This window comes from Bradyrhizobium barranii subsp. barranii (assembly GCF_017565645.3).
In the GTDB taxonomy this organism is placed as follows: domain Bacteria; phylum Pseudomonadota; class Alphaproteobacteria; order Rhizobiales; family Xanthobacteraceae; genus Bradyrhizobium; species Bradyrhizobium barranii.
Genome location: NZ_CP086136.1, coordinates 4489318 through 4509007 on the forward strand (window position 1 = coordinate 4489318; position 19690 = coordinate 4509007).

Genomic DNA, 19690 nt, shown 5'->3' on the forward strand with positions numbered 1-19690 from the left:
TGTCGGATTCAGCTGTGGTAGCCTAGCGGAAGCTGGGGAAGTGGGCAGCTCCAGATTGTGTGCAGTTATGCCACCAAATTGTTCAAAAAATGTGCATGCACTTTTGGGTGTGAATTGTAGAATGCCGGCACCTCGGAGAGCCCACCATGTCTGTCCCCGCAAAAGCCGAACGCCCGATGACCGACGCCGAGATCGTGGAGGCCTATCTCACGGCCTCGATGATACCCGATCCCGATGCGGCTGCGGCCTATATGAAGCCGGGTACGGTGATTACGTTTACCGGCGGGCGCGAGTTCGATCATCCGCGCGGCCCGACCGGCTTCAATGCGAAGCGCTATCGCTGGGTCAAGAAGAAGATGGACCGGTTCGACGTCTGTCCGGGCGCGGACGAGACCGTCGTCTACAGCGTTGGCACGCTCTATGGCGAGTGGTTGGACGGCACGCCTTTCGAGGGCAATCGCTATGTCGATCGCTTTGTCGTGCGGGGTTGGCAGATCGTGAAGATGGACGTCTGGAACGACAGCGCCGAGCGGATTTTGGTCCAGCGCGGTATCGAGGCTTAGCCCCTGCGGGCGATCTTCGGTAGCTTGACGACGCGATCACTCGTCACCTCGTCCGCATAGGGCGCGAGAATATCGAGCAGGTCGCGGCCACGTTGCGGGGTGGGGGCCACCAATGCACGATTGGCCACGGAATCCAGATGATGATGCATCAATTGCATCACCTTGGCTTCGTCGCCCTTGGCGAGCGAAGCGATGATAGCGCGGTGCTCGTTGATCGCGCATTCGGTGGAATGCGGTCGGCTGTAGAGCGACAGCGTCAGGCAGCAGCGATAGGCGACCTCGCTGACATAGCGCACCAGGATCGGGCTGTTCGTCATGTGCGCGAGCAGGATGTGGAATTCGGTGGCGAGCCGGATCGAAACTGCATCCGTGCCGCCGCGCGCGCGGTCCTCGGCGTCAACATGGGCATTCAGCTCGGCGATCTGGCTCTTGCTTAGCTTGCCCGCGAGCTGGCGGACGACAAGGCCCTCGAGCTGGATGCGGATGTCGAAGGCATCGCGCGCCTCCTGCCAGCTCGGCGTTGCCACCACCGCGATCCGGTTGCGGCGGAGCTCGACGAGGCCTTCGGCAGCAAGCTGTCCCAGCGCATGGCGCGCAATGGTGCGGCTGACGCCGAAACGTTCGCCCAGCGCATCCTCGGGCAGCTTTGCACCGGGCTCCAGCGCCTGCTCGATGATCGCGCGCCTGAGTGCGCGGCAGATCACGCCGACCTTGTCCGATGATTCAGACGTCTTGCTGGTGGTGCGCGCCGCCATCGGCGAATCCTTGCGGGGAGGGTCGAAACCTCTCTTTAGCACAGACTTACTCCGATCCAGCGCTCCAATTGCATGCAGTTTGGCGTCTGGATTGCCTAAATCGAATCCGGCCGTTTGGTGCGTCGTTTGGCCAAATCATTGATTTCGCGGGGCCGATCGATTGGCACTCAGCTTGCATGCACTTTGGCTGTGATGCGCATGCAACCCAACGCCCAATTCGACGGCCGGCCCGTTCCCGAAGGCTCCGGCCCTGTCGCCATCGAGCTGTCCGAGGCCTCCGTGACCTTCGGGCGCGGCGACCGCGCCGTGCCCGCTCTATCGAAGACGACGTTGCGGATCGCCGACGGCGAGTTTGTCGCACTGGTCGGCCCGTCCGGATGCGGCAAATCGACCATTTTGCGTCTCGTCAGCGGCCTGGTGCAGCCGACCAGCGGCGTCGTCATCGTCGGCGGCCGCGAGGTCGCGGCGCGGGCGCTGCGGGTCGGCATGGCCTTTCAGAACCCGACCATGCTGCCGTGGATGACGATCGAGCGGAACATCATGTTGCCGCTGAAGATCGTCGAGCCGTTCCGCTCGAACTTCCGCAAGCTGCGTAAGACCGAGTTTCGCGACAAGGCCAATGCGCTGCTGGAGCAGGTCGGCCTCAAGGGATTTGGCAGTCGCTATCCCTGGCAGCTATCCGGCGGCATGCTCCAACGTGCCAATCTCTGCCGTGCGCTGATCCATGAGCCGCGGATGCTGCTGCTTGATGAGCCGTTCGGCGCGCTCGACCAGTTCACCCGGGAAGAGCTGTGGGCGATCCTCCAGAACCTCTGGATGACGCACAAGCCGACGGTGCTGCTGGTGACGCACGATTTGCGCGAGGCCGGCTTCCTCGCCAGCCGCATCTGCGTGATGAGCGCGCGTCCCGGCCGCATCCTCGACGACAGCGGTGTGGAGTTCGCGCGGCCGCGCACCGTCGCGATGACCTTCGAGCCGGAATTCGTCGCGCTGAACCAGAAGCTGCGCGCCTTCATCGAGGATGCGCGCAGTGCGGCCCAACAGGGGACAGGCTGATGTTCGGGATCGATGTCAGGCAGAAGGCGTGGTCGGCCGGACTGATCGTACTGTTCTTCGTCGCCTGGGAGTTGTTCTGCTTGATGACGGGCATGTCCGACCTGGTGCTGCCGCGGCCGTCGCAGGTTTTTGTCACGTTGGTCCAGCGCTTCCCGGTTCTGTGGCCGCACATCGTGCAGACGCTCGCGACCACCATGTTCGGCTTCGTCCTCGGCGTTGCGCTTGGGGTCGCCCTCGGCGCCATCATCGGTGTCTCCAGGACGGCTTATGACACCTGCTATCCGCTGCTGATCGGCTTCTCCTCGATCCCCAAGGTCGCGGTGGTGCCGATCTTCGTCCTGTGGTTCGGCTCCGGTACGGTGCCGGCGGTGCTGACCGCGCTGTCGATCTGCTTCTTCCCGATCGTCGTCAATATCGCCACGGGCCTTGCGACCACCGAGCCCGAGCTGGAAGACGTGTTGAAGGCGCTCGGCGCCAGCAAGTTTGACATCCTCTGAAACGTCGGTCTGCCCAGGACCATGCCGTTCTTCTTCGCCTCGCTGAAGGTCGCGATCTCCTATGCCTTCGTCGGCGCGGTGCTGTCGGAGACGGTTGCCTCCAACCGCGGCATTGGCAACGTCATGATGACCGCGTCCTCGAATTTCAACGTACCGCTGGTGTTCGCCGGGCTGTTTGTGCTCGCCGGCCTCGGTGTCGCGCTCTACGCCGTGTTCTCGCTGATTGAAGGCCGTGTCACCGGCTGGGCCACGCGCAAGAACGACGTGATCGCCACCTGAATTTCTGAACCGTCATGCAACGAAGCTTGAGGAGGTCTCGATGTTGAGAAAAGTAACTGTCGCGCTGCTCGGATTGGCTCTGTCCGCGGGCGCTGCCACGGCCGAGGACACCACGATCAAGTTCACGCTGGGCTGGAAGACGCAAGGCAGCGATGCGGCATTCTTCTACGCCAAGGACAACGGCTACTTCAAAGAGGAAGGCCTCAACGTCGTCATCGACCAGGGCGAAGGCTCCGGCGCGACCGTCACGCGCGTGATGTCGGGGGCCTATGACGCCGGCTTCGGCGACGTCAACGCCATCATTCAGAACGCCTCGACCAAGCCGCAGGAGGCGCCCGTCATGGTCTACATGATGTGGAACCAGCCGCCGTTCGCGATCGTCGCCAAGAAGACCAGCGGCATCAACACCATCAAGGATTTTGAGGGCCACACGCTGGGCGGCGCGCAGGGCACGCCGACGACGCGGCTGTTGCCGGTGTTCACCCGCAAGAACGGGCTCGACGGCGAGAAGATCAAGATCTCCAACATGGCCCCGAACCTGCAGGAGCCGATGCTGATCAAGGGCGATATCGACGCGGCGCTCGTGTTCAACATCACCAGCTACTTTAACCTCGTGCTCAACCGCCAGGACCCGGACAAGGATTTCAAATGGTTCTCGTTCGGTGAGTACGGTCTCGATCTCTATTCCAACGGTGTGATGGTCTCGAAGAAGCTGATCGCGGCGAACCCGAAGGCCGTGGCCGGGCTGGTGCGCGCCATCAACAAGGGCGCGATTGCGGTGGCCAAGGACCAGAACGCCGGCATGAAGGCGGCGCTGAGCTACGACAATCTGATCGACGTCGCCGTCGAGAAGCGCCGGCTGCAATATTCCTTCGACAAGCTGATCGTCTCGCCCGAGATGAAGGAGATCGGCATCGGCGACATCAAGGATGACCGCATGACGCGCGCCATCGGCATCGTGGTCGAGGGCTATCAGCTCGCCCGCGCGCCGACACCCGCAGAGGTGTTCTCTCGCGAATTCCTGCCGCCGCGTGCGGAGCGGGAGCTGGTGTATACTGCCAACTGATCGTCACAGATCTTTGGAGAGACCGTCATGGCCACGGAGATTGCGGCAACCAGCCTGTTCCGTGGCCCTGATCTCGGTGTGACCGACAATGTCGTGCTGCGGCACGATAACGGTATCATCACCGACATTCTTGAAGGAGCGGGGCCTGCTGGCGGGCCTCGCTCCTTCGTCATTCCTGCCTTCGTCAACGCCCATGATCATGCGCGCGCGACCGCGTCGTCCTTCGGGGCGGTCGGCATGCCCCTCGAAAGCTGGATCCTGCGGACCGCGCTCGGTTCGCCCATCGACCCCTATCTGACCGCCGCCTCCGCACTGGCACGTTCCGCCAGGGCTGGTTGCGCGGCGATGATGGTGCACTACACCCGCCCAAGCGGGACGATGCCGTTGCTCGATGAAGCCAAGGCGATTGCGAGGGCGGCATCCGATGTCGGCATCCGCGTGGCATTTGCCCTCGCGGTGCGGGACCAGAATCCGATCGTTTATGGCGATGCCGAGCCGATTCTCTCCGGCCTCCCCAGTGATGACCGCAAGACCATCGAAGACCTCTTTGTCCGCGCGCCGATGTCTCCGAAGGCCTATATCGAGCTGACCGATGCGATTGCCGCCGCCATCTCCGGCCCGATGGTGGACGTGCAGCTCGGGCCCGCCGGTGTGCAATGGTGCTCAAAGCCGCTGCTGGAGGCGGTCGCCGAGAACTCGGCGCAGACGGGCCGCCGCATTCACATGCATCTGCTGGAGACCGTCTATCAGCGCGCCTGGGCCGACCAAAACTTTCCGGACATGGTGCGTTGGCTGCGCGATATCGGCTTCCTCTCGGAGCGGCTGACGCTGGCGCACTGCATCCACGCCCGTCCCGATGAACTGGAAATGATCGCGGCCTCCGGCGCGCGCATCGTCACCAATTTCAGCTCGAACATGCATCTGCGCTCGGGGCTCGCCCCGATCGCCGCCGCGCATAGATGCGGCTGCGCCATCGCGGTCGGCGTCGACGGGTTGGCGCTGGACGAGGACGACGACATCCTGCGCGAGATGCGGCTGGTGCAGATGGCCCATGGCGGCCTCGGCTTCAAGGCGACCTGGACGCCGGCCGAGCTGTTCGCGCTTGCTGTCCGCCATGGGCGCCGTGCCACCGGCGCGCCCGGGAGCGGCGAGCTCATCACAGGCAATCCCGCCGATTTCGTCGTGATCGACCTCGACCGGCTGGACCGAGATCAGATCATGCCCGTTGACCCCATGGCGCTTCTGTTCGCGCGAGGCAATGCGTCGCTGGTGAAGGAGGTCGTCGTTGCCGGTAAGACGATCGCGAAGGACGGGGCCTGCATGGGCGTTGACCTGCCGGCCATCGAGCAGGAGTTGCGGGCGATGTACCGCGCCAATGTCGGCAAGCTCGGCAGTTTTCAGCGCATGTGGCCGTCCCTATCGGAGCGCGTCTCCGGTTGGTTCGAGCAGCAGCTCACCTGCGAATAGGGCGGGGCGCCACGCCCCCCTTAGGTCCGGCCGATATAAAACCGCGATAGCTGATAGGCGGAACCTCGTCTGGCGGTTGGTCCGGCTCTGGGCTATCACACGCGCGGCTGCGCCGCGGCGCAGCCCATGACCCCCTTGAGGAGCCCCCGATGCGTCTTCCCATCGTTATCCTGGCCGTCACATGTCTTGCGGGCGCAGCTTCAGCCGAGGACCTGTCGGGCACGCTCCAGAAGGTCAAGGAGACCAAGAAGATCACGCTGGGCTATCAGGAGGCCTCGGTTCCGTTCAGCTATCTCGACGGCAACCAGAAGCCGATCGGCTTTGCGATGGATATCTGCCTCAAGATCGTGGATGCCGTGAAGAAGCAGCTCGGCATGCCCGACATCGCCGTCGACACGCTCGCCGTGACGTCGTCGAACCGGATTCCGCTGATGGTCAACGGCACCCTCGATCTGCACTGCTCGGCGACGACAAACAACGCCGACCGCCAGAAGCAGGTCGCCTTCACCAACACGCATTTCCTCAGCGCGACGCGGTTTGCGGCCAAGAAGGCCGCGAAGATCAACACGATCGACGATCTCAAGGGCAAGGCCGTCACGGCGGTGGCAGGCTCGGTCAATCTGAATCAGCTTGCCAAGGTCAACACCGAGCGAAATCTCGGCATCAGGATAGTGCCGGCCGTGGATCAAGCCGAAGCGTTCCTGCTGCTGGAAACCGACCGCGCTCAGGCTTACGCGCTCGACGACGTCCAGCTTGCGGTCGCGATTGCGCGCTCGAAGGAGCCGGCGCTGTTCATGATCAGCGAAGAGACGTTTTCGAAGGCCGAGCCCTTCGGGATCATGCTGCGGCGGGAAGACGCGCCGTTCAAGGCGCTGGCCGACCGCGCGACCGCGGAGCTCTACGCGAGCCCGGAGATCGAGGTGCTCTACAAGCGCTGGCTGGAATCGCCGACTCCGCCGAACGGCCTCAACTACAATGTCCCGATGTCGGCGGCCTTGCGCAACGCTTTCAAGTCGCCGAGCTCGAGCGCCGACCCCGACGTCTATCTGGTGAAGTGAGGCGAGGAGCTAGCGCGTTCGCGGTGCATCCAGCAGCTGGCCAGCCAGCGCCGCGCCGATCGCCGCGATGGCGGCCATAGCAAGCGCCCACGGAACGAACAGCCGATGACCGATCAGCGCGCCGCTCAGGAGCGGCGCGCTGATATTCGCGCCCGACATCAGCGACTGGTTCAGGCCCATGATCATGCCCTGACGATTGATCGCGGTCGAGCGCGACAGCTCGGCCGTCAGCGTGCTGCGCGCGAACATGGTGCCGACGATGATCAGTGTCAGGTTGATCGCGAGCAGGCCGACATAGTCGCGGGCCGCAAGTCCGGCAAATCCGAGACCCATGCAAGCGAACGCGGCCATCACGATGCTGCGGTCTGACGCGATGATGCTCACACGCGTGATGAGCAGTCCCTGAACCACCATGTTGATGAAACCGGCATAGGCGAACATCCAGCCGAGCTCGCGCGCGCCGAAGGGATGTCCGTCCCACGAGAACCGCGCCGACAGGAACAGGCCGATCTGCGACAGGAACATCGAGTTGACGAAGAAGAACACGATGAGCAGGCCGAGCAGCCGCCAGGCATAGCGCATGCCGAGCAGGCTGCGGGTCAGCGTCGGCTCGGGCAAGCGATGCTGGCAGAGCGGCTCGGACGCCGGGTGATCAGGCGGGAGCAGGGCGATCGTCGCAACGATGCTGATCAGCGAGAGCGCGGCCGCGGCCCACACCGGCGCGGTCTGGCCGTAGTGCACGAGGAAGCTCGAGAGAGCAGGGCCGAGCAGCAGCCCGGTTCCGATCGCACCGCTGGTCATGCCGAGTGCCTGCTTGCGCGTTGCCGGCGCGCTGTGCTCGGCGGCATAGGCGTGAGCAACCGAGATGTTGCCTGATGTCAGGCCGTCGATGATGCGTGCCAGGAACACCAGCGTCAGGTTGCCCGCCAATGCGAGCAGGATGAAGCCGATGAAAGTCCCGATCTGGCTGACGACCAAAACCTTCCGTCGGCCGTAACGATCCGAGAGCATGCCGACCACGGGGCCGGCAACGAGCTGACAGACGGCATAAGCCGAGATCAGCGCGCCGAGAAGGAACGGCGTCGCGCCGAGCCGCTGCGAGTAGAACGGCAGCAGCGGCAGGATGATTCCCATGCCCGTGGCGTCCACAGCGACGACCACGAAGGTCGGGACCAGCGTCAGCGTGCTCTCGCCAACCATCGTCTCCCTTGCCTCGGTCGCGGAACCCGGTCCCATCCAGCGCTGTCCTCGTTCGCATTTGCGTGATCGCTTGCGACACGCCGGATTATATAGTTGCAGGCTAATAGTTCGCGTCCTATCTAATTTGCATGGCTCCCTCGCAGGCTCATATCCACGGCGAGATCGGCCGGCTGATCGCGCGACTGGCCCGCATCTGGCGCCGCGAGTCGGATCAGGCGCTGTCCGATCACGGCCTGTCCTATGCGACCGCGATTCCGCTGCTGGTGCTGTCGCGGCAGGGCGAGAACGTGCGACAGGGCGTGCTCGCCGACGAGCTCGGCATCGAGGGGCCGTCGCTGGTCCGGTTGATCGATCTGCTCGAGGCCGAGGGGCTGGTTGAACGCCGCGAGGATCCGAGCGACCGCCGTGCCAAAACGCTACATCTGACCAAAGCGGGCGAGGTCAAGGTCGAAGAGACCAACCGGGTGCTGCGCCGGGTCCGGGCGAGCCTGCTCAAGGATATCGGCGCGGACGAACTTGCGATAACCTTCGAAACTCTTCAGCGCATCGAGCAGCGGGCCAGTCGCCTGCAGGACACCAAGACCGGTCCAGAGACGAAATAGCATGCGTGCGCAAGAGCCGTTCCTGGTCCGCCACGCGGACGTCATTTTTGCGTTGAAGACGTTTGCCGCGTCGATGCTGGCGCTCGTCATCGCCTTCGCCATGGACCTGCCGCGGCCCTATTGGGCGATGGCGACGGTCTACATCACCTCGCAGCCGCTGGCGGGCGCGACCAGCTCAAAAGCGTTCTTCCGCGTCATGGGCACGCTGGTCGGCGCCACCATGACGGTGGCGCTGGTGCCGAACCTGATCGATGCGCCGGAATTGCTTTGCCTCGCGATCGCGCTCTGGGTCGGGCTCTGCCTCTATCTGTCGCTGCTGGATGGCACGCCGCGCAGCTACGTCTTCATGCTGGCGGGATACACGGTCGCGTTGATCGGGTTTCCCTCGGTCTCCGAGCCCGGCGCCATCTTCGATACCGCCATTGCGCGGGTGGAGGAGATCTCCCTCGGCATCATCTGCGCGAGCCTCGTCTCCACCATCGTCCTTCCCCGCAGCGTCGCGCCAGCCGTCGCCAACCGCGTCGACGCATGGCTGTCGGATGCGCAGCGCCTGAGCCAAGCGGTGCTGCTTCGTCAGGGAACGAGTGAAACGCGCCGTGGCAGGCGACTCAAGCTTGCGACCGACATCGTCGAGATCGACACGCTTTCCACTCATCTTGCGTATGACCGGCTGACCGATCGCAATGCAGTGACTGGCCTCGGCGAGATCCGGCTACGCATGCTGATGCTGTTGCCGGTGATCGCCTCGCTGGAGGATCGGCTGGCAGCGCTGGGGGAGGAGGCGTTGCGCCGGCAGCCCGAGCTGAAGCGGCTGCTGGAGGATCTTGCGCAATGGATTGCGAGCGATGCCGGCGCGCGGCAACCGGCCGAGCCGATCCGCGCCGCGATCGCAGAGCGACAGGCGGTGCTCGATGACAGCGCATCATGGGAGCGGATCATCACCACGAGCCTGCTGTTGCGGCTGCGCGAGCTGGTCGACCTCTCGCGCGACTGCCACGTGCTCAGCGAGGCCATCGCCGAGAGCCGCAATGTTTCGACGCTCGATCTGGCCTTCCGTTCCGAGGCCGGTGCCGCGCCGGTGCGCCATCGCGACCGCGGCCTTGCCTTGTGGTCGGCGGCCGGCGCGGCCACGGCCATCCTGATCTGCTGCGCGTTCTGGATCGGGACCGGCTGGCCGGACGGCGCCTCGGCGCCGATGATGGCGGCGGTCGCATGCTCCTTCTTTGCCGCGCAGGACGAGCCCGCACGTTTCATCCGCAGTTTCGGCCTGTGGTCGCTGGTCGCCATCGTGGTCGTCGCGATCTATCTGTTCGCGCTGGTGCCCGCGATCTCTCATATCGAGGTTCTGATCGTCGCGCTGGCGCCGACCTTTCTGCTCTACGGCTTCCTGATCGGACGGCCGGCAACGGCGGGAACAGGCATGGCGCTCGCGGCCAACACCGCCACGCTGCTGGCGCTGCAATCGACCTACAGCGCGGATTTCGCATCCTATGCCAATTCCGCGGTCGCCTTCTTCGTCGGCGTCGTCATCGCCGAGCTCGTGACGCGGATCGCGCGCGGCGTGGGCGCGGAGTGGGTCGCCAATCGCCTGGTGCTGTCGAGCTGGAAGACGCTCGCGGTCGCTGCCGAGCGCCGTGGCAAGCATGATCGGGCGGAGTTTGCGGGCCTCATGCTGCATCGTCTGGGCCTTCTGGTGCAGCGGATCGCCTTCCTCTCCGAGAGCGATCGCCACGATGCCGACAGCCTCGTGCAGCTTCGAATCGGGATCAATATCATCGACCTGCGCCGCGCCCGCTATGGGCTTGCCGCAACCACCATTGCCGTCATCGACGACATGCTTGATCAGCTCGCGATCGCTTGCCGCAGCCATGCCGGTGGAGCAATGCCGACCGAGCTGTTGACCAGCGTCGATCGGGCGCTGGCCAAGGCGGTGACGGATTCCAATGACCGCGCGCGCGAAGACGCTCTGATCGGCCTCGTCGGCATCCGCCGCGGCCTGTTCCCGGACGCACCGGCCTACCGGCCGCGTACAGGCGCGAGTGTTGCAGCATGAGATACGTGATCGACATCTATGGCGTGCTCGTGCCGGCGCTGCTGCTGTGGATCATCGTCGCCTATGTCCTGAGCGCGATCCTGCGCCGGCTCATGCAGCGCTTCGACCTCTACCGGCTGGTCTGGCACCGTGCGCTGTTCGATTTCGCGATTTTCGTCTGTCTTCTCGGCGGCGTCGTCTATCTCTCGGAGTTTTTGCCATGAAGGGGAATTTCGCCTGGTTTGGCCGCCTTGCGCTGACCGTTCTCGCCGTCGTTGCCGCGCTCGCGGTCGGCCGTGAACTTTGGGTCTATTACATGGAGCAGCCCTGGACCCGCGACGGTCGCGTCCGCGCCGATGTGGTGCAGGTCGCGCCTGACGTATCCGGGTTCGTCACGGAGGTGCTGGTCAAGGACAACCAGAAAGTCCATCGCGGCGATGTGCTGTTCCGGATTGATCGCGAACGTTTCGCGCTGGCCTTGCGGCAAGCCGATGCATCCGTGGCGGGTCATCAGGCCACGCTCGACCAGGCCAATTCCGATTTGAAGCGCTACAGCGCGCTGACCACCGATGCGGTATCGCAGCAGAAGCAGGAGCAGGTGTTGGCCACCCAGCTCCAGGCCAAGGCGGCGTTCGATCAGGCCGTCGCCGACCGCGCGGTCGCCCAGCTCAACCTCGATCGCAGCGAGGTCCACGCCTCCGTGAACGGTGTCATCACCAACATGGATCTGCGTCCCGGCGCTTACGTCACGGCCGGCAAGGGCGTGATGGCGCTGGTCGACACGGATACGTTGCACGTGGAGGGTTATTTCGAAGAGACAAAGCTCGCGCGCATCCGCACCGGCGACAAGGTGCGGGTCCGCCTGATGGGCGAAACGGTCACGCTGTCGGGCCATGTCGAGAGCATCGCCGCCGGCATCGAGGACCGCGACCGCGCTGAGGGCGCGAACCTGCTTGCCAATGTCAACCCGACCTTCAGCTGGGTGCGGCTCGCCCAGCGCGTCCCCGTGCGCATCGCGCTGGACAATGTCCCCGACACCATGTCGCTCGTCGCCGGCCGCTCCGCGACGGTAGAGGTATTGAACTAACGCAACGAGCCCATGGATCGCGCCTGGCTTGGGGAAAACCGCCAACAGGCGTTTCAATGCCAAATCGCAGGGCTAATCCTGACGCGCTTGTGTGAGTCGGGGGACCGTATGGGCGTTTGGTTTTTAGTCCTAGCAGTCTGCGTCGTCGGCGCGTTGCTCCTTTTGGCATTCTGCCGATAGAGCCGACAGCGGACGCAAATGTTGCTGCGAAGCATCAGCCAGCCGTTGAATAGCGGTTCCAGACCGATGGTTTTTGACTGTGCATGGATGACCGCGTTCACTTCCGGGATCGGAGGCGGACATGAGCTGGTTGTTTGTGTTTCTCATTGCCGCGAGCGCAGTCGTTCTGATCGCCCATGCGATTGACGCGATGCGTTCCTGATACTGCATGCGACTCGGTTTCGTCGGTAGCTAGGTAAGCGACGAAATTTTTCCGAGGCGGGCGAGTGTCAAATTGAGGAACCTGGTCCTGCAGGCCAAGGTTTTCACAGCAGGAGGAATACGATCATGCTTGCGTTCTATCTGCCGATCATCATTTTCGGAGCGATGCTCGAAGCGATTTCGAAGCAAAAGGTCTCTGCACCCATCCAGGAGCCGCCAAGCATCGACTAGACCCCGATGCTCAGGCGTCGGTTAGGGACTGACGAACCAACGTCTGCTCAGTCATTCGAGTATTTCTTCAGCTCGAATCGCGCGATCTGGTTTCGGTGCACCTCATCCGGCCCATCGGCAAGCCGCAGCAGGCGCGCGGTCGCGTAGGCCTGGGTCAAGCCAAAATCGTTCGAGGTGCCGCCGCCGCCGTGCGCCTGGATGGCCCAGTCGATGATCTGGCAGGCCATGTTGGGCACGGCGACCTTGATCATCGCGATCTCAGCCTTCGCGACCTTGTTGCCGACCGTGTCCATCGCGTAGGCGGCGTTGAGCGTCAGCAGCCGGGCCTGCTCGATCATGATGCGGGCTTCCGCGATTCGCTCCTGCGTCACGGTCTGCTCCGAGACCGGCTTGCCGAAGGTCACGCGGCTGCGCACGCGGCGGCACATCTTTTCCAGCGTGCGCTCGGCAAGGCCAATCAGCCGCATGCAGTGATGGATGCGGCCGGGGCCGAGGCGGCCCTGTGCGATCTCGAAGCCGCGGCCTTCGCCCAGCAGCATGTTCTCCTTGGGCACGCGCACATTGGTGAAGACGACCTCGGAAGCGCGGTCGGGCACGCCGTAGAAGCTGAACACGGGCAGCGGACGCTTGACCTCGATGCCCGGCGTGTCCATCGGCACCAGGATCATGGATTGCTGCTTGTGGCGGTCGGGATTGTCCGGATCGGTCTTGCCCATGAAGATGCAGATCTTGCAGCGCGGATCGGTCGCGTTGGTCGTGTACCATTTCCGCCCGTTGATGACGTAATGGTCGCCGTCGCGCACGATCGAGCTTTCGATGTTCGTCGCATCGGATGATGCGACCGCGGGCTCGGTCATGGCGAAGCAGGAGCGGATTTCGCCTGATAGCAGCGGCTTCAGCCAGCGCTCCTTGTCCTTCTCCGTGCCATAGCGCTCCAGCACCTCCATGTTGCCGGTGTCGGGCGCCGAGCAGTTGAACACTTCGGGCGCCAGATGCGTGCGCCCCATCACCTCGCAGAGCGGGGCATATTCGAGATTGGTGAGACCCGCGCCGTGGCCGGACTCCGGCAGGAACAAATTCCAGAGACTTTCGGCGCGCGCCAGCGGCTTCAGCTCCTCGACGACCGGATAGACCTTCCACGGTCCGAGCTCCTCCGCTTCGCGATAGAAGCGCTCCTCGTTCGGATAGATGTGCCGGTCCATGAAACTTTCGAGCTTGCGCTTGAGTTCGACGACTTTGGGCGACATCGGGTAGAGCATCTGGACCTCCTGTAGATCAAGCAGCGCCTGCACGCGGGGCCGGCCTGCATCAGAATCGAGTCGGCGATAGCGGCGCTTGCCTCATCGCATTTTCATCGGCGCGGCTCTGCGCAAATCGCGTCAGAGCTCACCTGTTGCGTAGCGATATTAACGTCCATTCATGCGTTGTCTTGCGTTTGTGCACCGAATGAGAAGCGCGTGGGAAACAATCAGCAACTGTGACTTTGACGCGACTGGCAATCCGAAAGGTCGTGCCTAAGATCGGCCTCAATCAAAAGTGGGGGCAGCAGTCATGACAACACAAGGGGACTACGGAAGCACATCCTTACGGATCGCGCGCCCCTAGTTCGCCAGTCGATGGGACGCGGAGCGCATTGTCCTAGACTGCGCGCGGGTTCTTCCAACAACCGGTAGTTCGTCCCGTCGATCCGCAAGCTGCGCGGTCGCCGGTTTCGTTCGTTCAAAAGCAAGCAAGGGCTTGATCCCAACGTCGCACCTCAAGACACAATCTAAAATAGATTAATATAAGCAACACAATCTTGAATTCGAAAAAGGAAACGGACATCGACATGCACACGCAATCAGAACGCTCCGTCACTCGCCGCATCAGGCTCACCGCCGCCGTTGCAGCGATGAGCGCGATTATCGCTTCACCTGCTCTCGCTGGCGGTCCGCCGCCAGCACCCGTCGTCTCCTGGTCTGGATTCTACGCCGGTGTCCATGGTGGCTGGGGATGGGGGAAGTCGGAGTTTCGCGATCCCCTCAACAGCCCCGCCAACAACCCGTTCTCTGCCTACTACAACGGACCGCTCGCGGGCGGGCAGCTCGGCTACAATTGGCAGCTGGGCAACTATGTCCTTGGTGCCGAGGTCGACGGCTCCTGGTCCTTCGTGAAGGGCAACACCAGCACCTCGCCCCTTCTCACGTCGAGCACCACCAACGGGGTCGGCTACACCGCCCTCGCGACCGCGACGGGCCGTGTCGGCTACGCATCGGGCCAATGGCTCGCCTATGCCAAGGGCGGTGGCGCCTATGCCCGCATGGAGCTCTCGTCGCGGTTCACCCCGGAGATCACCAACTACAACCGCGAGCTGTTCGGTGCCGTCGGCGGCGTCGGCCTGGAAGTGGCCTTCCTGCGCAACGTCTCCGCCAAGGTCGAATACAACGCGATCTTTCTCCCCACCGAAACGCTGCATTGGGTGAGCCAGGACACGACCTCCGAGATCAAGCATTTCGTCCAGGTGGTGAAGGCCGGCATCAACGTCCGTTTCAACGGCGACGGCGGCCTCCCGCGTTAATTCCCCGGCACATCGAATCAACATTCAACAGAAATCCTCGGAGACAACATCATGTCCACCATGTCCAAGATCGCCGCAGTCGTCACCGCCGGCCTCGGCGCCATGATCGCCGCACCAAGCCACGCCGCCGCTCCAGTCGAGTACGTCAAGGTCTGCTCCTTGTACGGCGCCGGCTTCTTCTACATTCCGGGCACCGACACCTGCACCAACGCCAACCAGATCGCGACGAACCAGTTCGATCTCGCGCGTGCGCAGACCCGCGCTTCGACCGGCACCGCGATGGCCGCGTCGCTCGTCGCGCCGTGGCTTCCGACCGGCACCAATTACGCGGTCTCGACCCACTGGGCGACCTATGACGGCCAGCACGCAGCGGGCTTCTCAGGGCTCGTGCGGGTCTCCGGCAATTTCGTGTTCTCGGGCGGCTTCTCGCTCGGCCTCGACAAGGGAAGCCTCACGTCCCTCACCAACCGCACGCAGACGGAATTCGGCACGGCGATCCCGGCGCAATCGTGGAGTGACGTCCGTGGCCTCGGCCGCGCGGGGTTCATGTACGCCTGGTGATGCACGCGACGCTCGCTCCTAAAATTCATTCTGACATTTGAAAGACCATCCCATGACAATCTCTCTCTCGCGATCGGCGCGCCGCTTCCTCTCCTGCGTTGCTGCCGTCACGCCGCTTCTCGCGGCCATGCCGCTCACCGCTACATCCGCGAACGCGGCCGACATGACCGTGAAGGCTCCGGTCGTCGCTCCGGTGCCGCTCTGGAACGGCTTCTACATTGGTGCTCATGGCGGTTATGGCATGGGCAGCAGCCGGCTCGTCGACCCGAGCTTCGCATTCGCGCAAGATCGCTTCACGATGGACACAAAGGGCGCGCTCGCAGGTGCGCAGGTTGGCGCCAACTGGCAGTTCGACAACATCGTGGTCGGTGCCGAGCTCGATCTTTCCTGGGCGTCGATCAAGGGCAATCGTCCGTTCGATCCCGCGAACCCCATCTTGTCCGGGCTTTCAGTGTCGTACCAGGCGATGGCGACGGGCACCGGTCGCATCGGCTACGCGTTTGATAACGTACTGGCTTACGCCAAAGGCGGCGTTGCCTGGGCAAATGTCGCCTACCAGGCCTATGTCGGCACGGTTGCTCCGCTCGACGTGAACCACCAGCGGACCGGCTTGACCGGCGGCGTCGGCCTTGAATACTCGCTGACGAGCAATCTCTCGGCGCGACTGGAGTACGACTACCTGTATTTCGGTCCGGCCGCGATCGCGCTGAGCACACGGATCAGCACCCAGAACGTCGACCATGACCTTCATCTCGTGAAGCTCGGCGTGAACTACCGCTTCAACGGCGATGCCATCGTTGCTCGTTACTGAGCCGCGTCAACGTCACTGATTGGAGACAAACATGTGGAAGCAAATCAACGCGGCACGAGACGTCTTCCGACGTCACCTGCGCGCTATCCTTGCGACTGCCGCTCTGGTTCTGGCGATCCCGACGCCCGGCCATGCTGCGGTCGAGTACGAAAAGATCTGCTCGGTCTACGGTGCCAACTTCTTCTACATACCGGGTACTGACACCTGCGTGAACGCGGGGCAGACGGTGCAGAGCCAGTTCGATCTCGCACGCCAGATTACCCGTGCAGCGACGGGAACGGCCATGGCGACTTCGCTCGTCAATCCGTTCCTGCCCGACGGGACCAACTATGCGATCTCGACGCACTGGGCCGTCTTCGACGGGCAGCATGCCGCGGTGTGGTCGGAATGATCAGGATCCAGGGAAACCTGTCACTGACCATGGGCATCGCGTTCGGTCTCGATCGCGGCAGCTTGACGTCCACGTCCAACCGGACCGCGACGGAGTTTGGCGTGGCGCTTCCGGCGCAGTCGTGGAGCGACGTGCGCGCCCTTGGACGCGTGGGGCTCCAGTATTCCTGGTAGCCGGCGCCGAACACGAAGGCGCCGCCCGGACGATCTTCACGACGTCCGGGCGGCGCAAATGCTGTGAGCGCAGGGAAGGGCGGCTAGCCGATTTCGAGATAATCCGGGCCGGGCAATGTCGGGAAGGGCGGGGTCGGCAGCGTCTGGTACCAGAATGCGACCGAGGCGATGTCGTCCTGCAATGGAAGATACTTCGCCTCCTTGACGCCCGGCAGCCAGCCCAGTGCCTGGATCGTCACGCGCAGATCGGAGCGGAAGCGCACGGGATCGGGGATGTGCCAGCGGTATAGGCCGAAGCGTTGCTGCGACTTGTAGACACCATCGGGACGGATCACCTGCGGCAGGCCGGCATAGGGCGTGGTGAATTCCTGGTAGCGTGATTGCCCCTGGCCGGCATGCGCGACATAGGGATCGAAATTATAGGCGCCGCAGAAATAGTCCTCGGTGCCGGTGCCGCAGATGGTCGGGAATGCACCGTCGCCGTCGATGAAGAACTTGATCTCGCCTTCGCCCCACCAGCCGTTGTTGTTGACGCCCCAGGCCATATAGGTGCCGACATAATGGCCCGCACCGCTGACGCCATCGAGGATGGTGTAGACCTCTTTGTACGGCAGCGGGTTGGTACGCCGGAACTGCGCATGGAAATAGGCGCAGTCCTCGGGCACCTCAGTCAGCGCATAGTTGATCTGGTAGTAGACGGTGAGCTGCTCCTCGCTGCGGTTCTCCAGCGTGAAGCGCGCGCGCTTGCGGAACGGCATTTCCCAGTAACAGTTGAAGGCGCGACCGGGATTGACGCAGACCGCGAGCGAGGACACCTGCGCGAATTCCTCCCATCCGCAGGCGAAGAAATCGCCGACCGGGCATTCCACGCTTGGCTGTGCCTGGTCGTCCCAGTAGACGCGCAGGATCGAGTGACGAAGGCGCCCGCGCGCCAGCGTCATCCAGATCTGCTGGATCGCGCCCTGGCCGTGAATGTCGCCGAGCGTAAAGGTCGCGCCGGGCTCGATGACGACATAGGGCGAGACCTTCCAGCCCTGGCCGAGATCGCGGGCCTGGCGTGCGGCAGGGCCGTCGACCGACATGCCGCCCTTGCCCTTCTCGCCGGTGAAATTCTCGGGGCTGATCGAGCGCGTCTGCGCATTCGACAGGCGCGACAGATTGCCGAGATGCAGGCCCAATCCGGAAAACGCCATGCTGTCCTCTATCCCTGGAGTTAGCGACACCTCGATATATCGCCGTCGAATCTACCAAAAGATGAAGACCGCGCACGCAGGGTGCGCGTACTTCAGGCGACGCGGTATTCCCTGAACTTCTCGCGCAGCGCGGATTTGAGCACCTTGCCGGTGCCGGTCATCGGAAGTTCGTCCAGGAATTCGACCGCATCCGGCATCCACCAGCTCGCAATCTTCGGGCGCATGTGGTCGAGCAGGGCCTTGCCGTCCACGGTCGCGCCCTTCTTGCGGACGACGAGGAGCAGCGGACGCTCCTGCCATTTTTCATGGTTGATCGCGACCACCGCGGCCTGAAGCACATCGGGGTGGGACAAGGCGACGTCCTCGAGCTGGATCGAGGAGATCCATTCGCCACCGGACTTGATCACGTCCTTGGAGCGATCGGTCAGCGTGACGTGGCCTTGGCTGTCGATCACCGCCATGTCGCCAGTGATCAGCCAGCCATCACGGTCGAGGCCTTCGTCGAGCTTCATATAGCCCGAGGCGACCCACGGTCCACGCGCGCGCAGATGGCCGACGGTCTTGCCGTCGCGCGGCAGCTCGTTGCCGCCGTCGTCGACGATGCGCAAGGCTGTGCCGAAGCAGGCGCGGCCCGACACCTGGCGCCGGTCGAATTTCTCCTTGTCGCCGAGATGCTCGGAGCCCGGCCGTAAGCCCGGCATCGAGCAGCCCAGGGCCTCGGTCATGCCCCAGGCCTGGACGTAGTTGATGTCATAGTCGCGCTTCAGCTTCTCGACCATCGCGCGCGGCGGCGCCGAGCCGGACGACAGCGTCGCGCGCAGCGTCGAGAATTTATTGCCGGTGCGACCCAGCCAATCGAGCAGGATCAGCCAGAAGCTCGGCACGCCCGCCGACAGCGTCACCTTCTCGCCTTCGAGCAGTTCATAGAGTTTGTCGGGCTCATAGTTGCGGCCGGGTAGCACCAGCTTCGATCCCGTGTAAGGCGCGGTGAACGGCATGTTCCAGCCGTTGCCGTGGAAGAGCGGCGCCATCGGCATCATCACCTCGCGCACGCCCTCGACATGGCCGGGCAGGAAGTCGAAATTGCAGCAGGTCATGGTTTGCAAGATGGCGGCGCGGTGCGAGTAGATCACGCCCTTCGGATTGCCGGTCGTGCCCGACGTGTAGCAGATGGTGGAGGCGGATTTTTCGTCGAACTCCGGCCAGGCGAAACCGCCGTCGTTCTCGCTGGCGAGGAGATCCTCATAGCAATGCACGTTCGCAAGCTTGGTCTCCGGCATCCGCTCGCGCGAGGACATCAGGACGAAGGCCTCGATCGTCTTCAGCTGCGGCGCGATCGCCTCGACCAGCGGCAGCGTGGCGCGGTCGATGAACAGCAGCCGGTCCTCGGCGTGGTTGATGATGTAGACGAGCTGCTCGGGGAACAGCCGCGGATTGATGGTGTGCAGCACGTAGCCCATGCCCGGCGCGGCATAGAACATCTCGAAATGCCGGTGCGTATTCCAGGCCAGGGTGCCGACGCGGTCGCCTTGCTTCATGCCGAGCCGCTTCAGAGCCAGCGCCATGCGCTTGATGCGTGGATGGGCGTCGGCGTAGGTGTAGCGATGGATGTCGCCCTCGATCTCGCGCGCGACGATCTCGGCTTCGCCGTGATAGTCCGCGGCATACTGGATCAGGCCGCTAATCAGGAGCGGCATATCCATCATCAATCCCTGCATGGTCTCCTCCGC

19 protein-coding genes and 1 pseudogene are annotated in these 19690 nt (G+C 63.6%); 15 read left to right on the forward strand and 5 right to left on the reverse strand.

Annotated elements, in window-relative coordinates; all coding sequences use genetic code 11:
* Positions 1-146 precede the first annotated feature (146 nt).
* Positions 147-563 (forward strand): nuclear transport factor 2-like protein, encoded by a 417-nt coding sequence (locus J4G43_RS21165; RefSeq protein ID WP_208086166.1) that lies wholly within the window; start codon positions 147-149, stop codon positions 561-563.
* Here the strand turns inward: J4G43_RS21165 and J4G43_RS21170 are convergent.
* Complete coding sequence (locus J4G43_RS21170; RefSeq protein ID WP_208086167.1) at positions 560-1318, reverse strand: GntR family transcriptional regulator; 759 nt, start codon at positions 1316-1318, stop codon at positions 560-562. The two genes, J4G43_RS21165 and J4G43_RS21170, sit on opposite strands and share 4 nt — an antisense overlap.
* 198 nt (positions 1319-1516) lie before the next feature.
* Here J4G43_RS21170 and J4G43_RS21175 point away from each other — a divergent pair, with 198 nt between their 5' ends.
* From J4G43_RS21175 to J4G43_RS21195, 5 genes and pseudogenes are all read left to right on the forward strand, one after another.
* Complete coding sequence (locus tag J4G43_RS21175; RefSeq protein ID WP_225005003.1) at positions 1517-2374, forward strand: ABC transporter ATP-binding protein; 858 nt, start codon at positions 1517-1519, stop codon at positions 2372-2374.
* Positions 2374-3150: pseudogene (locus tag J4G43_RS21180) on the forward strand (ABC transporter permease). The gene J4G43_RS21175 and the pseudogene J4G43_RS21180 overlap by 1 nt, the downstream one beginning before the upstream one ends.
* A 40-nt stretch (positions 3151-3190) precedes the next feature.
* Entirely contained in the window at positions 3191-4216 is a 1026-nt protein-coding gene (locus J4G43_RS21185; protein ID WP_208086169.1) for an ABC transporter substrate-binding protein, read from the forward strand.
* A 27-nt stretch (positions 4217-4243) separates the two neighbouring features.
* Positions 4244-5683: an amidohydrolase family protein gene (locus J4G43_RS21190; protein WP_208086170.1), complete on the forward strand. Its 1440-nt coding sequence runs from the start codon at positions 4244-4246 to the stop codon at positions 5681-5683.
* Between the two features lie 149 nt (positions 5684-5832).
* Positions 5833-6741: an amino acid ABC transporter substrate-binding protein gene (locus J4G43_RS21195; RefSeq protein WP_208086171.1), complete on the forward strand. Its 909-nt coding sequence runs from the start codon at positions 5833-5835 to the stop codon at positions 6739-6741.
* A gap of 9 nt (positions 6742-6750) precedes the next feature.
* On the opposite strand, the gene J4G43_RS21200 is transcribed toward J4G43_RS21195, so the two are convergent.
* Positions 6751-7977, reverse strand: coding sequence for an MFS transporter (locus J4G43_RS21200; protein WP_208086172.1), 1227 nt, complete (start codon positions 7975-7977; stop codon positions 6751-6753).
* A 92-nt stretch (positions 7978-8069) separates the two neighbouring features.
* On the opposite strand from J4G43_RS21200, the gene J4G43_RS21205 reads away from it, so the two are divergent.
* Genes J4G43_RS21205 through J4G43_RS21220 form a run of 4 tightly spaced genes read left to right on the forward strand, consistent with a single transcriptional unit; the run spans position 8070 to position 11662 of the window.
* Positions 8070-8543: a MarR family winged helix-turn-helix transcriptional regulator gene (locus tag J4G43_RS21205; protein ID WP_063983920.1), complete on the forward strand. Its 474-nt coding sequence runs from the start codon at positions 8070-8072 to the stop codon at positions 8541-8543.
* A 1-nt stretch (position 8544) separates the two neighbouring features.
* Positions 8545-10596, forward strand: coding sequence for an FUSC family protein (locus J4G43_RS21210; protein WP_208086173.1), 2052 nt, complete (start codon positions 8545-8547; stop codon positions 10594-10596).
* On the forward strand, positions 10593-10799 hold the full coding sequence (locus J4G43_RS21215) for a DUF1656 domain-containing protein (RefSeq protein WP_028146630.1): 207 nt from the start codon (positions 10593-10595) through the stop codon (positions 10797-10799). Before J4G43_RS21210 ends, J4G43_RS21215 begins: the two co-directional genes overlap by 4 nt.
* Complete coding sequence (locus J4G43_RS21220) at positions 10796-11662, forward strand: efflux RND transporter periplasmic adaptor subunit (protein ID WP_208086174.1); 867 nt, start codon at positions 10796-10798, stop codon at positions 11660-11662. The genes J4G43_RS21215 and J4G43_RS21220 overlap by 4 nt, the downstream gene beginning before the upstream one ends.
* A 659-nt stretch (positions 11663-12321) precedes the next feature.
* On the opposite strand, the gene J4G43_RS21225 is transcribed toward J4G43_RS21220, so the two are convergent.
* Positions 12322-13533 (reverse strand): acyl-CoA dehydrogenase family protein, encoded by a 1212-nt coding sequence (locus J4G43_RS21225; protein WP_208086175.1) that lies wholly within the window; start codon positions 13531-13533, stop codon positions 12322-12324.
* A 569-nt stretch (positions 13534-14102) separates the two neighbouring features.
* Here J4G43_RS21225 and J4G43_RS21230 point away from each other — a divergent pair.
* From J4G43_RS21230 to J4G43_RS21250, 5 genes are read left to right on the forward strand one after another with little or no spacing between them, the layout of a single operon-like run.
* The gene (locus J4G43_RS21230) at positions 14103-14831 is read left to right on the forward strand and encodes an outer membrane protein (RefSeq protein ID WP_208086176.1); all 729 of its coding nucleotides are present in this window, start codon (positions 14103-14105) and stop codon (positions 14829-14831) included.
* A gap of 51 nt (positions 14832-14882) precedes the next feature.
* Positions 14883-15392, forward strand: a complete 510-nt coding sequence (locus J4G43_RS21235) for a porin (RefSeq protein ID WP_063983916.1) — start codon at positions 14883-14885, stop codon at positions 15390-15392.
* Between the two features lie 52 nt (positions 15393-15444).
* Positions 15445-16203 carry an outer membrane protein gene (locus tag J4G43_RS21240; RefSeq protein WP_208086177.1) on the forward strand — a complete coding sequence of 253 codons (759 nt, stop codon included), beginning with the start codon at positions 15445-15447 and terminating at the stop codon, positions 16201-16203.
* 31 nt (positions 16204-16234) lie between these two features.
* Positions 16235-16594, forward strand: coding sequence for a porin (locus tag J4G43_RS21245; protein ID WP_225005005.1), 360 nt, complete (start codon positions 16235-16237; stop codon positions 16592-16594).
* Positions 16591-16767 carry a hypothetical protein gene (locus J4G43_RS21250; protein ID WP_225005007.1) on the forward strand — a complete coding sequence of 59 codons (177 nt, stop codon included), beginning with the start codon at positions 16591-16593 and terminating at the stop codon, positions 16765-16767. The genes J4G43_RS21245 and J4G43_RS21250 overlap by 4 nt, the downstream gene beginning before the upstream one ends.
* An 83-nt stretch (positions 16768-16850) precedes the next feature.
* Here J4G43_RS21250 and J4G43_RS21255 read toward each other — a convergent pair whose 3' ends face one another.
* On the reverse strand, positions 16851-17960 hold the full coding sequence (locus J4G43_RS21255; RefSeq protein WP_208086178.1) for a glycoside hydrolase family 172 protein: 1110 nt from the start codon (positions 17958-17960) through the stop codon (positions 16851-16853).
* 92 nt (positions 17961-18052) lie between these two features.
* Positions 18053-19678 carry a long-chain fatty acid--CoA ligase gene (locus J4G43_RS21260; RefSeq protein ID WP_208086179.1) on the reverse strand — a complete coding sequence of 542 codons (1626 nt, stop codon included), beginning with the start codon at positions 19676-19678 and terminating at the stop codon, positions 18053-18055.
* Between the last annotated feature and the right edge of the window lie 12 nt (positions 19679-19690).

Coding starts and splice junctions, on each gene's coding strand:
- J4G43_RS21175 (WP_225005003.1), top strand. CDS start 1,517: ATGCAACCCAACGCCCAATTCGACGGCCGGCCCGTTCCCGAAGGCTCC.
- J4G43_RS21240 (WP_208086177.1), top strand. CDS start 15,445: ATGACAATCTCTCTCTCGCGATCGGCGCGCCGCTTCCTCTCCTGCGTT.
- J4G43_RS21225 (WP_208086175.1), bottom strand. CDS start 13,533: ATGCTCTACCCGATGTCGCCCAAAGTCGTCGAACTCAAGCGCAAGCTC.
- J4G43_RS21250 (WP_225005007.1), top strand. CDS start 16,591: ATGATCAGGATCCAGGGAAACCTGTCACTGACCATGGGCATCGCGTTC.
- J4G43_RS21185 (WP_208086169.1), top strand. CDS start 3,191: ATGTTGAGAAAAGTAACTGTCGCGCTGCTCGGATTGGCTCTGTCCGCG.
- J4G43_RS21165 (WP_208086166.1), top strand. CDS start 147: ATGTCTGTCCCCGCAAAAGCCGAACGCCCGATGACCGACGCCGAGATC.
- J4G43_RS21205 (WP_063983920.1), top strand. CDS start 8,070: ATGGCTCCCTCGCAGGCTCATATCCACGGCGAGATCGGCCGGCTGATC.
- J4G43_RS21255 (WP_208086178.1), bottom strand. CDS start 17,960: ATGGCGTTTTCCGGATTGGGCCTGCATCTCGGCAATCTGTCGCGCCTG.
- J4G43_RS21245 (WP_225005005.1), top strand. CDS start 16,235: ATGTGGAAGCAAATCAACGCGGCACGAGACGTCTTCCGACGTCACCTG.
- J4G43_RS21230 (WP_208086176.1), top strand. CDS start 14,103: ATGCACACGCAATCAGAACGCTCCGTCACTCGCCGCATCAGGCTCACC.
- J4G43_RS21235 (WP_063983916.1), top strand. CDS start 14,883: ATGTCCACCATGTCCAAGATCGCCGCAGTCGTCACCGCCGGCCTCGGC.
- J4G43_RS21220 (WP_208086174.1), top strand. CDS start 10,796: ATGAAGGGGAATTTCGCCTGGTTTGGCCGCCTTGCGCTGACCGTTCTC.
- J4G43_RS21200 (WP_208086172.1), bottom strand. CDS start 7,977: ATGGGACCGGGTTCCGCGACCGAGGCAAGGGAGACGATGGTTGGCGAG.
- J4G43_RS21210 (WP_208086173.1), top strand. CDS start 8,545: ATGCGTGCGCAAGAGCCGTTCCTGGTCCGCCACGCGGACGTCATTTTT.
- J4G43_RS21195 (WP_208086171.1), top strand. CDS start 5,833: ATGCGTCTTCCCATCGTTATCCTGGCCGTCACATGTCTTGCGGGCGCA.
- J4G43_RS21215 (WP_028146630.1), top strand. CDS start 10,593: ATGAGATACGTGATCGACATCTATGGCGTGCTCGTGCCGGCGCTGCTG.
- J4G43_RS21260 (WP_208086179.1), bottom strand. CDS start 19,678: ATGCAGGGATTGATGATGGATATGCCGCTCCTGATTAGCGGCCTGATC.
- J4G43_RS21190 (WP_208086170.1), top strand. CDS start 4,244: ATGGCCACGGAGATTGCGGCAACCAGCCTGTTCCGTGGCCCTGATCTC.
- J4G43_RS21170 (WP_208086167.1), bottom strand. CDS start 1,318: ATGGCGGCGCGCACCACCAGCAAGACGTCTGAATCATCGGACAAGGTC.